Annotated in this window: 11 protein-coding genes; 2 read left to right on the top strand and 9 right to left on the bottom strand. The window is 32.3% G+C overall.

The features are described 5' to 3' along the window. Positions 1 to 200: 200 nt before the first annotated feature. The 7 genes from ACP6PM_RS31400 to ACP6PM_RS31370 all read right to left on the bottom strand — a co-directional run bounded on the left by ACP6PM_RS31400 (position 201) and on the right by ACP6PM_RS31370 (position 8,368). Positions 201 to 335 (bottom strand): hypothetical protein, encoded by a 135-nt coding sequence (locus ACP6PM_RS31400; protein WP_426590790.1) that lies wholly within the window; start codon positions 333 to 335, stop codon positions 201 to 203. Between the two features lie 424 nt (positions 336 to 759). After that, positions 760 to 942 carry a hypothetical protein gene (locus tag ACP6PM_RS31395; RefSeq protein ID WP_426590789.1) on the bottom strand — a complete coding sequence of 61 codons (183 nt, stop codon included), beginning with the start codon at positions 940 to 942 and terminating at the stop codon, positions 760 to 762. Between the two features lie 119 nt (positions 943 to 1,061). Next, the gene (locus ACP6PM_RS31390) at positions 1,062 to 3,068 is read right to left on the bottom strand and encodes a pentapeptide repeat-containing protein (protein ID WP_426590788.1); all 2,007 of its coding nucleotides are present in this window, start codon (positions 3,066 to 3,068) and stop codon (positions 1,062 to 1,064) included. Positions 3,069 to 3,845: 777 nt separating this feature from the next. Continuing rightward, complete coding sequence (locus tag ACP6PM_RS31385; RefSeq protein WP_426590787.1) at positions 3,846 to 4,610, bottom strand: superoxide dismutase; 765 nt, start codon at positions 4,608 to 4,610, stop codon at positions 3,846 to 3,848. A 560-nt stretch (positions 4,611 to 5,170) separates the two neighbouring features. Next, a complete protein-coding gene (locus tag ACP6PM_RS31380; RefSeq protein ID WP_426590786.1) occupies positions 5,171 to 5,818 on the bottom strand; it encodes a tellurite resistance TerB family protein in 648 nt (215 codons plus the stop codon). A gap of 844 nt (positions 5,819 to 6,662) precedes the next feature. Next, on the bottom strand, positions 6,663 to 7,844 hold the full coding sequence (locus tag ACP6PM_RS31375) for an aldo/keto reductase (protein WP_426590785.1): 1,182 nt from the start codon (positions 7,842 to 7,844) through the stop codon (positions 6,663 to 6,665). A gap of 5 nt (positions 7,845 to 7,849) precedes the next feature. Further along, positions 7,850 to 8,368 carry an AP2 domain-containing protein gene (locus tag ACP6PM_RS31370; RefSeq protein ID WP_426590784.1) on the bottom strand — a complete coding sequence of 173 codons (519 nt, stop codon included), beginning with the start codon at positions 8,366 to 8,368 and terminating at the stop codon, positions 7,850 to 7,852. Positions 8,369 to 9,436: 1,068 nt separating this feature from the next. Here ACP6PM_RS31370 and ACP6PM_RS31365 point away from each other — a divergent pair. Beyond that, positions 9,437 to 10,111: a hypothetical protein gene (locus tag ACP6PM_RS31365; RefSeq protein WP_426590783.1), complete on the top strand. Its 675-nt coding sequence runs from the start codon at positions 9,437 to 9,439 to the stop codon at positions 10,109 to 10,111. A gap of 790 nt (positions 10,112 to 10,901) precedes the next feature. Here ACP6PM_RS31365 and ACP6PM_RS31360 read toward each other — a convergent pair. Together ACP6PM_RS31360 and ACP6PM_RS31355 are read right to left on the bottom strand one after the other, a co-directional pair. Continuing rightward, complete coding sequence (locus ACP6PM_RS31360) at positions 10,902 to 11,033, bottom strand: hypothetical protein (RefSeq protein ID WP_426590782.1); 132 nt, start codon at positions 11,031 to 11,033, stop codon at positions 10,902 to 10,904. Between the two features lie 12 nt (positions 11,034 to 11,045). Next, positions 11,046 to 11,360 carry a hypothetical protein gene (locus ACP6PM_RS31355; protein WP_426590781.1) on the bottom strand — a complete coding sequence of 105 codons (315 nt, stop codon included), beginning with the start codon at positions 11,358 to 11,360 and terminating at the stop codon, positions 11,046 to 11,048. A gap of 1,698 nt (positions 11,361 to 13,058) precedes the next feature. Between ACP6PM_RS31355 and ACP6PM_RS31350 the strand changes: the two genes are divergently transcribed. Then, positions 13,059 to 15,044, top strand: a complete 1,986-nt coding sequence (locus tag ACP6PM_RS31350; RefSeq protein ID WP_426590780.1) for an ABC transporter ATP-binding protein/permease — start codon at positions 13,059 to 13,061, stop codon at positions 15,042 to 15,044. Positions 15,045 to 15,636: the final 592 nt, after the last annotated feature.

Raw genomic sequence — 15,636 nt, 5'->3', positions numbered from 1 at the left:
CATCTCTCCTAGTGTGAAAAATTACCAATATTTTTATTCTCTCAAGCTTCGGAAAAATTCGGCGCGTCGAAGGATTTCCCAGAATCTTCCCCAGGAGCAATGCCAGAATATTTTTATTCTGTGAAGTCTCAGAAAAATAGGTTGCTTTTTCCCAAATTTTTTCCCACTATCTCTCCTAGTGTGAAAAATTGCCTACATTTTCATTCTCTGAGAGCTACCTGAAAAATTCGGCGCATCGAAGGATGTTCAGCAATTTTCCCTAGGAGCAATGCCAGGATATTTTCATTCTGTGAAGCACTCCAAAGATAGGTTTGTTTGTCTAAAAATCTTTCCACCCATCTCTCTCCATTGAAAAATTATCAATATTTTCATTCTCTGAAGCTTCTGGAAAATTCGGCGCGTCGAAGGATGTTCAGCAATTTTCTCCAGGAGCGATGGCAGAATATTTTCATTCTGTGAAGTCTCAGAAAAATAGGTTGCTTTTTCCCAAATTTTTTCCCACTATCTCTCCTAGTGTGAAAAATTGCCTACATTTTCATTCTCTGAGAGCTACCTGAAAAATTCGGCGCAAGGATGTTCAGCAATTTTCTCCAGGAGCGATGGCAGAATATTTTCATTCTGTGAAGTCTCAGAAAAATAGGTTGCTTTTTCCCAAATTTTTTCCCACTATCTCTCCTAGTGTGAAAAATTGCCTACATTTTCATTCTCTGAGAGCTACCTGAAAAATTCGGCGCATCGAAGGATGTTCAGCAATTTTCCCTAGGAGCAATGCCAGGATATTTTCATTCTGTGAAGCACCAAGAAAATTTGTCGCGTCAAAGGATTTTCAATAATTTTCCCCAGGAGCAATGCCAGAATATTGTTATTTCCTACCCATAAAGATGGTTTGTTGTTCCCAAAATCTTCCCATCCATCTCTGCCTGAGTGAAAAACTTCCAACATTTTCATTTCCTAGAGCTAGCTGAAAAAAATCTCCCGTTAAAGGATTTTCAGTTGCATCCTGAAAGAAGATGAGAGAGTAGAACTAATCTGAGGAGAAACTCTCAAACCTATTTATTTATTTATCTATATTTGCCATTATATATACTCCCATCCGGCATAGTTGCACCTTCTAGATTTGCACCTGTAAAATCAGCACCTTTAATATTTGCTCCTGTAAGGTTTGCATTTTTAAGGTTTACTCCAGTTAGGTTTGCATTTTCCAGATTAGCATTTTTAAGGCTAGCTTCTTCTAGGCTAATATTAGTTCCTGGGTAATTTACATTAAAGTCAGTATTTGCTAAATTAGCACCTTCAAAATTAGCTCTTCGTAAATTAATTTTTGCAGCAAAACGTGTGTTTTGTAAGTTAGCACCTTGTAAGTCAGCATTATCTAAATCTACATCGTTAAACCAAGCATTTTTTAGATTAGAATTTTTCAAATTTGCACCAGAAAGTATGGTATATGCAACAACAGATTTTTCTAGGTTAGCACCCTCTAGGTCAAAATTTGCTAAAGAATCTGTTTCCGATAAGTTAGCACGAGATAAGTCAGCATTTTTTAGGTCTAAACCTTGATATTTGCCATTAACAATTTGCCAAACTAGACGTGCTTTAGGAGTTAGTATTGTCTTTTCATTAATTAATGTTCTCTTGAGGTTTGACTTTATTATATTGGTATTTTGTAAGTCAGTATTTTGTAAGTTAGCATCTTGCAAAGATGTTCCTGTTAAATCTGCACCTTCTAAATTTACACCTTCTAAATTTGCACCGTATAGCCTAGCTAATTTTAGATTTGCACCTTTTAGATTTGCACCTTTTAGATTCGCACCTTTTAGATTCGCACTTTCCAGATTAATACCTTCTAGATTTGCATTTTCTAAGTTCGCGTAGCCAAATGAACACGCTGGACATTCCTTTCTTTTCTGAAGATACTCAATTAGTGAATAATTATCTACTAAAGTGTGACTTGCTGGAGTTTGTTTTTTTACTAAAACTTTATTGGGTAAACTAATAAGTAACCCAACAGTAAAAATAGTACAAATAGCTACCATAGTTCCCACAATACCAGCCACTTTTGTATTATCTTTAATTTCTCCCCTAGGACTAGCAAATATTTCCCCATTCTCTACAAAACCAACAAAATTTTTATTAACCCTAACCTCATCCTCCGGAAAAGCAAATTTTTCCTCACCTTTAAAAACAGGAATTTCCCTATCAAAAATTTTTTTATCGACCCTAGCTTTATTCTCGGAAAAAGCAATTTTTTCCTCACCTCTAACAACAGGAATTTCCTTTAATTCTTGCAAAGCTAAAACAGCATTTTCATAACGCCTTTTCGGATGAATTTCCACCATCTTCGTCAACCACTTTGCAAAACTCAAATGTAAATTAGGCGCTAAATATTTAAATTTAAACCGATAATCTTCATCTAATAACCTATCAACTTCTACACTTCTAGTTCCTGTTAATAAACAAATTAAAGTCGCCCCCACACTATATAAATCAGAAGCATTACTCAAAGGTCGATTAAACATTTCCTCCGGTGGCATAAATCCTGGAGTTCCTGCTGCAATACTACTCAAAGATAACTCCCCACTTCGCAATCTTGCCAAACCAAAATCTACTAAATAAACCTGTAATTTTTCATCCACTAAAATATTCTCTGGTTTAATATCCCGATGAATTATTGGCGGTTGAAAATTTTGCAAATATACCAAAATTTCTAAAACTGAAATAGCAATTTTTTTCACTTCTTCAGGAGTAAAAATATGTCTTTCTGCTAAAGATGGAGCCTGAATATATTCTGTTACTAAACAAAAACCAGACTCAGTTTCAAAAGAATCTAAATAACAAGGAATCTGAGAATTTTTTAATTGTTTTAGAGCCGAAATTTCTCGTTGATAAGCTTTAAAAGCAGACCAACTTCCATCAGCAAGAGCAAATCTAAATTCTTTAATCACAACCTGTCGATTTGAAGTGAGAGATTTTGCTAAATAAGTAATTCGCCCACCTTGTAAATTACGCCCTAATTCTTTACTGATTTGATAGCCATAGTTAGTAAAATCTAGATATGGATATTTGTTCATGTTAGTAAATTGTTATAGCTAGACTAAATGTAAGTAACTCTTCTGAAGTTTGGATGTTTTTTTGTCTTTCTTATAATTATACAGTTAAGATTTGATAGCTGATATAGATCGGACTACCCTAACCACTTAATCTGACCTTAAATTCGGCTAAGTAATTAGAGGATAAAATTAATAAATAAGTATTTTAAGAGTGATCGCTCCTACCTTCAAAATTTCTAATTCCTCAAAATTAACTAATTTTCCCACCTATCAAAAATCTAGATAACTACCAAATTTTTTTCCCGATCAAATCTTTCTATCTATTTTTCCCCAGTGGAAAATTACTAATTTTTTCATTCTCTGAGAGCTACCTGAAAAATTCGGCGCGTCGAAGGATGTTCAGAAATTTTCCCAGGAGCAATGCTAGAGATATTTTCATCCTGTGAAGCACTCGAAAGATAGGTTTGTTTTTCCCCAAATCTTTCTATCTATTTCTCCCCAGTGGAAAATTACTAATTTTTTCATTCTCTGAAGCACCAGAAAAAATCGCGCGTCAAAGAATTTTCGGTTGCATTCCCACAAAAATTATGATATCATAAAGTTTATATGGTCTATTTCGCCTATATACTAGACTTTTTATTCAACTAAGCTAAATAAAAAGCTGAATGCAATTAAAATAATATAGTCATATCAGTTTACTTGAGGGAAGTGTTCCTTGGGTTCAAACAAAAGGTTTCATCCTTATTTGAAATGACTATAACTACCAATTACTAACTGTTAACTAAAAACCATTAACCATTAACTAACCGCCTGCTCATATCTGCGATTAACTTCCGGCCAATTAACAACATTCCACCAAGCCTTCAAATAATCACCGCGACGATTTTGATACCTCAAATAATAAGCATGTTCCCAGACGTCGTTACCCATAATTGGATAATCCCCAGTCAAAAAAGGACTATCTTGATTAGCAGTGCTAATAACCTTTAACTTTCCATCCTTACCCAAAACCAACCATACCCAACCACTACCAAAACGATCGCCACCAGCAGCATTAAACTTTTCCTTAAAACTATCAAAATTACCAAAACTTTCATCAATAGCAGCAGCTATTTTCCCTTCAGGTTTGCCCCTACCATTAGGACTCATAATTTCCCAAAACATTTTATGATTAACATAACCACCACCATTATTTCTTACAGCAGTACGAATATCCTCCGGTAAACCATTCAAACCAAGCAATAAATCCTCAGCACTCTTATCCTTAAGTTCAGGATACTTAGCGATCGCCCCATTCAAGTTTTTAATATAACCAGCATAATGTTTACCATAGTGAAACTGCATAGTTTCCTTATCAATATAAGGTTCCAATGCGTCATATTCATAAGGCAAAGGTGTTAGTTGAAAACCCCCCGAACTTTCAGCTAACTTAGTATCATTTGGTGAAGTAGATGTAGTTACTGAAGAAGAAGAATTATCTTCCGATATTTGACAACCATTTAGAGTCATAACTCCTAAAGTTGCACTTACTAATATCAAAAAATTACGGCGATTAAGATTCATTATTAGTTACAAAAAAACAGTAGTTTAGATAGAGAAAATCCTGTTATGAATTAAGTCTAAAGTTGAAAATATAAAAATTAATCCCAAATTTATTTAATCAAATAAATTTATAATTATTTTTAGTAATTGCTGTATTCTACTTTCATAAGTAACATACTGCAAAACGTGATTTTGCTAAATCTGTAATAGTTTTGTTTCAAATATCTATGAAAAAACTATTTTTGTAGATTCCATGAATAGTAAAATATCAAAATTATTACTTAATTAACCATGTTATTTCCTCTTTCATTCTTGATAAGTCATCAGTTAATTTTGAACTCTTTCAAACCTCTTATTTAATAAAAAATACAAAAAAGATAGCTGTAGTAAAATCACATAAAAAACTATTAAATTTTTTGCACTCCTACTAACTATTATCAACAAGTAGGAATATTTTTATGAAACTTGTCTTCAAATTCACACGATATTTTTAAAATATATTACATATTTTAGCTGGTTTGAACCTCCCAGTACTATACATCAATAACTGTTAACTGTTTCAAAATTATTCTGCCTGAATTTTAGAACATCCATGGTGGTGCTGCCTCCAATTCCATTTCTATTTGATTCTCATCTCCAGTTTCATCAATATTAAGTATTACTAACTCATCTTTTGGAGTCCGAATTTTAATATTTAATGACCTTAAGCCTGTAGTAGTATCAATATACCCTTCATATTTAGAGCCAATAGGTAACTTTGATAAAATTTCCTCAATTTTTTCAATTAATCTTCCAGAATTATGATAATATTTTGTGGCATCTGCAAATATTTTATCTACCTTTTCTTGACTAATTTTTAGAGCTTGAGCTAACCCCTTTACAAAACTATCTTCTTCTTCTGTAACTTTATCATCTGCTATTGCTACTTTAACAGCTAAATCAAAAGCACTTTCGATTTGCTGTTCATCTTGAAGCACCTGTTTAGCTGCACAAAATAATGCTTCATTTTTTTCTTGACGAATGATTCTTAAAACTTTTTCTCTGGCTGCATCTACTTCTTTAGCATTGAATCCTTTTCTAAGTAAAAAACCCTCGATAATTTCTACTTCATTCATATCAATATCACCATCAACAGCCATAACCATTAAACCAATGGCAAAAATGGCTTCGTTGGGAGTTAGTTCTTCAGAACATTTTACTTTACTGTTGAAAATATGTTCATACGACATAGATTTTTTTGAAGCTATGAAATTTGATTTACAATAAGAATAAGAAGTAGAGATAATAAATAATACTATATAATAGCACTCCTCAAAAGTCTTGCTAATTAGAAGCTGAAAAAAATAACCTTTATTTATAACATAAGTTACTAAATACCAAGTATTTACTCCAATAAATAATATTTAGAAATAGAATATGCAGGTAGAGTACAAAGTTTATGGTCATTGGGATTAAAATATACTGTTTCACGGAAGTCATCCATTCAACAGTTAAAAGTTAAAAGTTAAAAGTCAAATTTTTCATACTAACAAATTTGACGCTACAGTAATTTCAAGGAATTATTTCAAAGCATAACTTTGAAATTATTTGTGACATTTTTAAAGTAAATTGGTATCAGCAGTTAGTCAGTACAAATTCATAACATTGATTGTCAAACCGTGCCATACATAATTGATTAAACACAATTATCTAATTATAATAAATTGTTTTATGCTAGTTGGATATAAGCTCATTTTCTGCTTCATAGTTTACAGCAAATATGTTAATTTTTTCGATATTTATAGTAGAATAAATATCTGTTTTTTTTAGTATAAATACTCTCAATTATATAGGGATGTTTAATTTTCCTACCAGAAAAAGTAGAAAAAAAATTTTTTATGAATTAATTTTTTTTACTCCCTGATACTATGGAAATCAAGCTTCTTACCCTTGGTGATTTTAAATTTATATCTAAACAGAAATTTATATAATTTTTCACAACTGAGATATTTTAGTGCCTATATTATCAGTTAAACTTTTGCCTCAAATATCCTAACTTTTTACCTTATTAAACCAATTAAAGCAATCAACAAATTAACTTTGAGACAAACGTTGTACTGGTATTCCTCCTAGTAATTTATGAGCATCTTGGAGAATATCTGCAATTTTATCAGCATGAGGACTATGAGCAAGACATTTACTCAAATCATATTTTTCTACTTGTTCTGCATTTGCACCAGGAAACCAGTGACTACCATTGCCTAATAAGTTATAACGCATTTTACCGTATTCAACCATATTGTAGGCGATCGCTAGATTTCTTAACCATAAAATTACAGGAATATTGATATTTCCGGGAGTATTTTCTGGAGTAGGCAAACCAATGTGCCAAGTTTTGCACCAATTTTCTCCGAGTTGAGCGATCGCTTCTTGCTCTAGTCTAATTAATATGGGTGGTAATACCTCATCTGTTTGATCTAAAAATTCTAATGTTTTTAAGTGTTCGTCAAAATCTTTTGGTTTTGATGCTCCTAAACTCAATGTATGGACTTGAGAATGACTCAAACAAAATAGATTGTTAAACACCATAGGACTAAGTGGATAGCATAAATCTATTAATTTCTGTGGTGGTTGATACAGTTTACCACCCTTATCAGAAGGACTAATAATAAATACTCCCATATCAAACTCTTTAGCAGCTTCTATTGCCGACCAATTACTTTGATTAATGTAGTACCAGTGTAGGTTAACATAGTCAAATTGATTTGTTTGTATAGTTTTAATTATCAGATCAGTAGGACCATGAGTAGAGAAACCAATAAACCTAACTTTTCCCTGCCGTTGTAATTTTCTAGCTGCATCTAAACAACCTCCTGGTCTAACAGAGTAGTTGAGGAGTTCTAATGTGTTAATCCCATGTATTCCTAGCAAATCAATATATTGTAGTTGTAAAAATTGAATAGACTGCTGAAACTTACTTTGGAATTCTTGAGGATCGGCGCTTGGACTAACTTTTGTTTGGACAATGAGTTTTTCCCGTGGTAGTTTGGGTAAAATTTCTCCCAGTTGTATTTCAGATGTGCCATAACCACGAGCAGTTTCTATGTGGTTAATGCCACATTCTAGGGAGCGACGAATTGTATTTTCTAAGTTTTGTTGATTATTTGGTGGGATTTGATTTTTTGGAACATCTTGCCATTGGTATTGATATCTCATTCCACCACAGGAAAATACTGGCATTGATAATTCTGTTCGCCCAAAGCGTCGATATTGCATTATCCTCAATAGTCTCTATTAATTTCCAGAGAAGGTTCTTCTATTATTTCTACATTGTTTGTAGCAAAATTTGTTCTAGCTAGGGAACCATAATATTTTCTTGCTGCTTCATCGTAAGCAATAGCTGCATCTTTTTCTACTTCAAAACGACCTAAACGTATTTGCTTTTTGTAAACTTTAATTTCTGCTATCCATTTGCGTTTATCTTTACACCAATACACTCCTCGGTATTTAGATGAATGTTTGACGCTAGGTCTCCTGTGCATTCGCGCACTTCCTTTAACCAAGCGTAAATTTTCTCGCTGATTATCTAGTTTATTGTGATTAATATGATAAACAGATACACCCATAGGAGCATCCATAATTACTCTGTGCATATAGATAGTGGTTCTCTTGTCATCTTTTTTTATTGTTCTGGCAGCAAACCCGTCTATCAAATACCATTTATATTTTGATAATTCTTCATAGTCTTGTTCATCGACTATTACTACCTGCCCTCTAGTAATCAATATTTCTTTAGACATTTTTTCAGCCTTCTTGTTTTATTAACTAAAAAAAAATAACTAATCTCTTCAAACATTTGAGGCTACTACACAGTGTTTGAGAACATAATTATTTAACTTTTTCTCTATCTAGGAATAGCTAAATTAATTTTTCTGACTGCACCTCAATTGTAATTAATGAATCAAGTTTTCTTAATTCATTTACTTGATGGTTTTTTGACTGAGAAGTATGAGCAATATTATTTATGTCTTTATGTACCTACTTCCTAGTATTTGAGCATTAGTAGATGTGGTTTAATTTTTTTGTATTAATCACCTCCGAAGGGTTATAGCTACCCATAACTGGATCATAATGATAATCCCACTTTAAATTTTTTACCACTTCAAGTCAGATATATTTAAGTAAATTAGCGGAGTTATCGAAATTTGCTTTAACTTTGGGAAATATTCTAAACTCCTGCACAGAATGAAAAATAAAGATAGTCTCCTAGATTTTTCTAGATAAATTTTCCATTAACAGAAGTCAATAGTTATTTATTGTCCATTAGACGATCGAAATATACTTTTTAATACCATAGCACATAGTTAAGAGGGTTCAGCCAAGTTAAATTTGTTAGTATGGGATTAATTAAGCCATTTATACCCCTTTTTTCCCACAATCTTGACTATTAAATTAATACAAAGCTTTTTCAATAAATCAAAAATGTAATTTTTGTGTATCTTGATTCTTATATTTAGTATAGAAATGAAAAGAAAACGCTACAATTTATAATTTCAGTATCTTGCTTCAAGTTTAATGTGAGTTAAATTTTAATTTGTAATATTTTCTGGTAAATTGCGATTCACCAAATTTGGAACCAGATGAATCAAAAATTTGAATTTGATTTTAGTATAATTTAATCTATCAGAATATCTAATCTATATAGAGTAGATAGTAATCAATATTGTTCTTGTTCAATAAATAGTTGAAAATATACAAATTCAGGAATAATTACAGTTAATTATACGGTTGAATAAAAAATATTTTTTGTTGACATCACAAAAAATACAGAATAAGATCGTATTAAACCTAGATGATTATACCATTTTATGACTACCCTAATTTTCACAATGTTGTGCTACTCAGCAACATCTTATCTTTTTTCCGGTTCAATTTGCTACCTGGCAAATCAATCAGATGTTAAGAAACAGAAAGAAGCAGTTAATGTTAATAATAAACCAAGTCAAATAAATTTAGGAATTATTTTCTTATGGCCTTTGTGGATTTTCAAAGGAATTAACCAAGAAGAAAAGGTTATTAACTTAAGAGAATTAACTCAAGAAAATCATATAAAAAAGCAGAATACAACTAAATCTTTTCAACATAAAAAAATTGACAAGCCCATAGGAGAGGTTTTACAAGAAGCTGGTTTAATGACAGACAGTCAGGTAAAAGAAATTTTGCAATATCAAACGGGAAATCGTCATCTCAAATTTGGAGAAATTGCTGTCATGTGGAGAATAATTAAGCAAGAAACGGTAGATTTTTTCGTAGACATATTTCCTCAACTAATAAAAGAGAATAATAAAAAACCAGTTGGTGAATATCTGAAATTAGCAAATTTATTGAATGAAGAACAAATATATTCTATTTTGATAGAACAGAATCAAACAAATTTACGCTTTGGAGAGGTTGCAGTACAAAAAGGATGGCTGCGACAAGAAACAATTGATTTTGTATTGCAGTATCTCAAGGGAGAATTTACTCCTGTTGTAGAAAACTAAATTTAGTCTTTCTCAAATTGGTGAGATACACAAGTTTAGGATTTTCGGGAATAGGTAATAGGGAAAAATTAGCCCTCAAATTTTAGCCCAATTATATTACCTCTTCTCACATTTACCTTAGCTACTAGAAAAAGTTAATCTAGTAGTATTTTTTTTACTGTTAAGTAGTCAAGCAAAATTAAATTTGGTGCTTAAGTTAAGTAGATAGGCCAAATAATTTTGGCTCTACTTATAAGGCTCTACTTATAAAGTATACAAGTAGATTTTTTTCCTATTGCCTACTTCCTACTCCCTTAAAAATGTTGAATTAATTTTGCACGGGTACTTATTCTCACAAACTGGAGAGAATAGGTAGTGGGTAATATGGAAAAATCAGCCCTAAAATTTTAGCCTAACTATATTGCCTCTCCCCACATCCCCTTTATATACTAGAAAAAGCTATCGAAATAGAGGAAAGTTACTCTTCAAAAGCTAGTTTTTTGGACAATGATGAGCTACCGAAATACGGTGAAAAACTCCAAAGGTGGCAACCTAGGGGAAAAAGAGTGCAAAGACGACTATATCGTACTCAAGCTTTCAGCTATATTAATGCAGATTGCAATGGTGCTGCTAAGATCTTGAGGAAACTAAAGGCAAGACTTAAATTAGATTTGAGTCGAGTTACTAGAAGTGTTTTGACCACACCCATCAGGGTTATGCTTTGGACTAATTCTGTGCAAAAATCCCCCCGCTTCTAGCCGGAGGGACTGTCAAACCTGCCAGATAAGTATCTAAAATTCCAGTATATTGTTCACCTTTCTAAAGATGGTAGTCCTGCATAGTAATGGTGAGGATATATATTTTTTAATTTCTCCGACACTCCCCATCTCCCCATCTCCCCATCTCCGACACTCCCCATCCCCCCATCTCCGACACTCCCCATCTCCCCATCTCCCTAAACTCCCGATGCTTCCTTTACCATTACTATGCACCACCACCCTAAAGATTTGGTCTCTAGTTGACGGATGGACGTTTTTACAGCTTCTATAATTTGCTTGTCAATATTACAGAGAGTGTTATAATGAGAATTAGAACTGATATAATAGATTTTCTGTTTAACTAAAGCTCCTTCTCCACAAGCAATGGCTCTAAATTTGCCATTGATTTCTATGCGTTCCTGTGCTATGCAACTGCCGATGGAATTGACGAAATAATTAATAGTGAAGCGATCGTCATACACTAACATTTGTGGTCTGAATTTGGGTGTCAAAATCTAACAATAACTAGATTATAACCTTCAATTAATAGTCTCTTTTTTTCTAAGGATATGCCACAGGGGGTAACAACCAAATTTGACTGGTACATAATCTTGGACTGGTGTAATAGGAGATAGTTGAGTAGTTTCTTTTCCAATTAAATTAGCCTGAAAAATTGCTTCTTCAATTCTATATTGTTAGTTCAACAATGCCATTGAAACTAACGAAACTTCAGCCTCCTTGATAGCAGGTGCGAATACCTCCTGCTAGAGAAAAGTGACAATTAACAGCGTTTAACTGTTGGCTACGAAATGAAATGGCTGTTGATTCGCTTTGTTCTAGGCTAATTTATAGATAATTTACGCGATTGTAGTAATCGCAAATTTTTGCTTGTAATTGTTCTATAATAATATGATTTTTGGTGAATTTTGTAGCAATTATCTATTTTTATAATGAATAAGTTTCTATTAATTGAAATTGAGTGTAGAGATTTTACTGAAATTCGTAGCTATTATGTACTTCCTGAACTGACATAAACTTTTTGTCAGCTTTAAGCTAATTGATAATATAAATATAGTAATCAGGAATCAGATGTGAGAATTGAAGTGTTTCTTAAAAGGATAGAATATAGCAGTTATCTGATGAATAAGATACATTTTCTTCTTCCCAGTTAAGTGTTAAGTGTTAAGTGTTAAGTGTTAAGTGTTCCCTAAAAGTCTCCAATATCTCACAACTCAAATCATATTGCTATATGTTGGTGGCAGTTAGGAGTCAGGACTCAGGAGTCATAATTTTCAAGGTTTTCAGTTCAAATTAACTATTATCAAAATTATCACAACCAATGCGCGGATTGCGATAGAAGACCAGTAAAACTTGATTGAAAAATACTTGAAATTATAATTTTACATTAGGTAGGATTATGAAATATTTAATTTGTATTGTATGTAGTCGTTCTCATGTTGATAAAGTATATAGCAATTTCCATCCTGGTGAGGTACAAAATTCCTTTGTTTTAGGGAACAGGGAACACTTAACTGGGAACAGGGAATAGGGAATAGGGAATAGAAAAGAAATAAAAATAGGTGTACCTCATTAGCCTGAGAAACGGTATACAATTTTTTTCTCTTTCTTATTCCCTACAATCAAAAAGTATTTCTCTCAGCAATTTTAGAACCGCTATATACTTTTTTCAAGTTATAAATGAAAGCTTCAATAATCAATTTTTTACTTTATTGGCAAATGTAAAAATGATTATAACTTAACACTATAAATATGAAAATTATAGCACTACGCATTAAGGTATTTTACACCCATGAAACTTCAAAATATGACAAGTAATAGTGTGTATTCTAGCTGAATGCTGAATGCTTATAAGTATATAGAAAATTACAGATATATGAGGTACAAACATTAAATAAGACCTCGCTATTAAAGGATAAATTTAAAGAAAACTATTGTGCAGTGGGTATCTTGCTTGCCACAGGTTGATCTAACTGATATGAAATCGCCTGTATATATTAGCTATTGGGAATACTTTTGATTAATTATTGCTAAATAATAAATCTAATTAAAAGCAAAATCATCTATTGAATGTTGCTAAAAAAAATAAAATCATGTACTTTGGCAAAAAATATATGTGAAATTATTTAGATATTTACATCTAAATAATAATAGAGTATTATCAAGAAAAGTGAACTGTTACTGAATAAAAAATGAGTAGACTAGATCGTAAACTTTGGAATGATTTTTTGCATATTGCTCAACCATATTTTTATCCTTTAGAAGGAGGTGGAAGTAAAGTTTTCCTAGGACTGTTATTCCTACTTTTAATCTTTTTATTTGCTGCTGTTTTTGTAATTGTTAGCTTAGTATGCCTAGGTAGTGAAGCAATATTTGGGGAATCATTCAATAGTATTGCGCCTGGTTTAGTCAATACAATTAAAAATATAATTAATTCACACTGGATATTTGTAATTATTTTAATGATAGTCGTTCCTAGTAGTGCTTTTTGGTACCACAGAAGACGAATTATACCTCGTTGGCAACCTTGGGCACTATTAAGTTTACTTTTATTATTATCCCTATCAGTTAGTGGTTTAAATGTAATTATTAGCTATGTGGGCAACTTTTTTACTACTGCCCTAGCAGAAAAAGACCAACCGACATTTTGGCGATTTCTATTTGTTTATGCCGGAGTATTTATTGTTGGTACTCCAATTGTTGTAGTTTACACCTATACACGCCAAAAATTAGGATTATATTGGCGAGAATGGATGACTAGCAAATTTCTCGACAACTACTTACAAAATAGGTCTTATTATCAAATTAACTCAGAGGGGAAAATTGATAATCCAGACCAAAGAATGGCAGAAGATATTAAATCCTTCACTAACCAAAGTTTGTTTTTTCTACTGACAATTCTTAACTCAGTAATTGATGTAATTTCCTTCACCGGAATTTTGTGGTCAATATCAGTATCGCTGTCAATATTTCTAATTTTTTATGCTGTGACAGGAACATTAGTAGCAGTAATTTTTGGGAGGAAATTAATTACTTTAAATTTTAACCAACTCAGGCGAGAAGCAGATTTTCGTTATGGATTAGTGCATATCCGTGACAATGCTGAATCAATTGCTTTTTACCAAGGAGAAGAACAGGAATCATTGCAAATAAAACAAAGATTTGCTCAAGTTTTTAATAACTTTAATTTGCTCATTGGTTGGCAGAGAAATGTAGATTACTTTACCACTAGTTATCGATATGCAGTTATAATTTTGCCTTCTTTAATAATGGCTCCTATTTATTTTGCGGGTGAGATTAAATATGGAGATATTACTCAAGCAGGTTTTGCTTTTAGTCAAGTTTTAGGAGCTTTTTCTTTAATAGTTAGTCAAATCGACAATTTAACTGCTTTTGCTGCTGGTATTAATCGTTTGGCTAAATTTAGAGACACATTAGAAGAAACACAAAAATTACCAGAAATAGGAAATAGGGAAATTGATATTAGAGAAAATTCTCGACTGGCGCTAGAAAATATTACTCTGAATACTCCCCTAAATCACGAAGATATAAATGAAACTCAAAAGACTCTGGTTAGAGATTTATCAGTAGCATTACAACCTGGTGAAGGATTATTAATTGTCGGTCAAAGTGGAGTAGGTAAAAGTTCTTTATTAAGAGCAATAGCAGGTCTATGGAAATCGGGTACAGGTTGTTTAATACGCCCTAATTTGGAGGAAATGTTATTTTTGCCTCAGCGCCCTTATATGATTTTAGGAAGTTTAAGACAACAGTTGTTATATCCTAAAATTAATCTAGAGTTTGATGAGTGTGAATTAAGAAAAATTTTGAAAGTTGTTAACTTAGAAGATTTACCAGATAGATTAGGTGGTTTTGATGTAGAGTTACCATGGGAAAATGTTTTATCTTTAGGAGAACAACAACGTTTAGCCTTTGCCAGACTATTATTAACTAATCCAAATTATGCAATTTTAGATGAAGCTACTAGCGCCTTAGACTTGCAAAATGAAGGTGAACTTTATCAACAATTACAGACAACTAAAACCACATTTATTAGTGTCGGACATCGTTTAAGTTTGTTAAAATATCATCACCAAGTTTTAGAATTAACTGGTAATGCTAATTGGCAAATATTATCTGTAGAAGATTATCAAGCAAGAGTGAGTTTATTCAACTAATCCGGTCTAGTAGTATTGGTCTAATTAGAGAAGGAATCAGGAGTCAGAAGTCAGGAGGGGCTGAGGAAAGAGAATTTAGGAAAATTTGCTAATGGCTCAAGAGGGAACATTTTTTGATACCAAATTAACGGGATTTGATATGAAACCTACATTCCGCAATTCCAAGCTTAGTATCAAGAAGTCAGAAGTAATCCCTGACGAGTTTGAGAATTTATAAATTCCCTAACTTATTTGCGTAGTGCTATATCGCCTTATTAATACAAATTTTCTATTGAATACAAATTTAAAAATTCAATAGTTCAAATTCCTTCTTTCTCCTAAAATACCAATTTGAAAAAAGGGGTTTGACGACCAAACCCCTAAAATAGTGAAAACTAACAGAAGCGATCGCCTCAAAATTCAGGAAAAATCAAGCTACAGCTAATTCCTCAACTTGACAAATATTTAAAATTCAAAATTCAAAATTCAAAATTCAAAGTTATAGATGAAATGAAACTTGATATAAGTAGGGGTTTGGTAACCAAATCCCTAAAATACTGAAAACTAACAGAAGCGATCGCCTCAAAATTCAGGAAAAATCAAGCTACAGCTA

This window comes from Dapis brunnea BLCC-M229, assembly GCF_050015995.1.
Classification (GTDB): Bacteria; Cyanobacteriota; Cyanobacteriia; order Cyanobacteriales; family Microcoleaceae; genus Trichodesmium.
This window is presented reverse-complemented; position numbering and strand designations above follow the sequence as displayed.

Excerpts from the sequence above, each read along its gene's own strand:
- ACP6PM_RS31395 (WP_426590789.1), bottom strand. The coding sequence starts at position 942 with ATGTTGGAAGTTTTTCACTCAGGCAGAGATGGATGGGAAGATTTTGGG.
- ACP6PM_RS31390 (WP_426590788.1), bottom strand. The coding sequence starts at position 3,068 with ATGAACAAATATCCATATCTAGATTTTACTAACTATGGCTATCAAATC.
- ACP6PM_RS31385 (WP_426590787.1), bottom strand. The coding sequence starts at position 4,610 with ATGAATCTTAATCGCCGTAATTTTTTGATATTAGTAAGTGCAACTTTA.
- ACP6PM_RS31380 (WP_426590786.1), bottom strand. The coding sequence starts at position 5,818 with ATGTCGTATGAACATATTTTCAACAGTAAAGTAAAATGTTCTGAAGAA.
- ACP6PM_RS31375 (WP_426590785.1), bottom strand. The coding sequence starts at position 7,844 with ATGCAATATCGACGCTTTGGGCGAACAGAATTATCAATGCCAGTATTT.
- ACP6PM_RS31370 (WP_426590784.1), bottom strand. The coding sequence starts at position 8,368 with ATGTCTAAAGAAATATTGATTACTAGAGGGCAGGTAGTAATAGTCGAT.
- ACP6PM_RS31365 (WP_426590783.1), top strand. The coding sequence starts at position 9,437 with ATGACTACCCTAATTTTCACAATGTTGTGCTACTCAGCAACATCTTAT.
- ACP6PM_RS31360 (WP_426590782.1), bottom strand. The coding sequence starts at position 11,033 with ATGGGGAGTGTCGGAGATGGGGGGATGGGGAGTGTCGGAGATGGGGAG.
- ACP6PM_RS31350 (WP_426590780.1), top strand. The coding sequence starts at position 13,059 with ATGAGTAGACTAGATCGTAAACTTTGGAATGATTTTTTGCATATTGCT.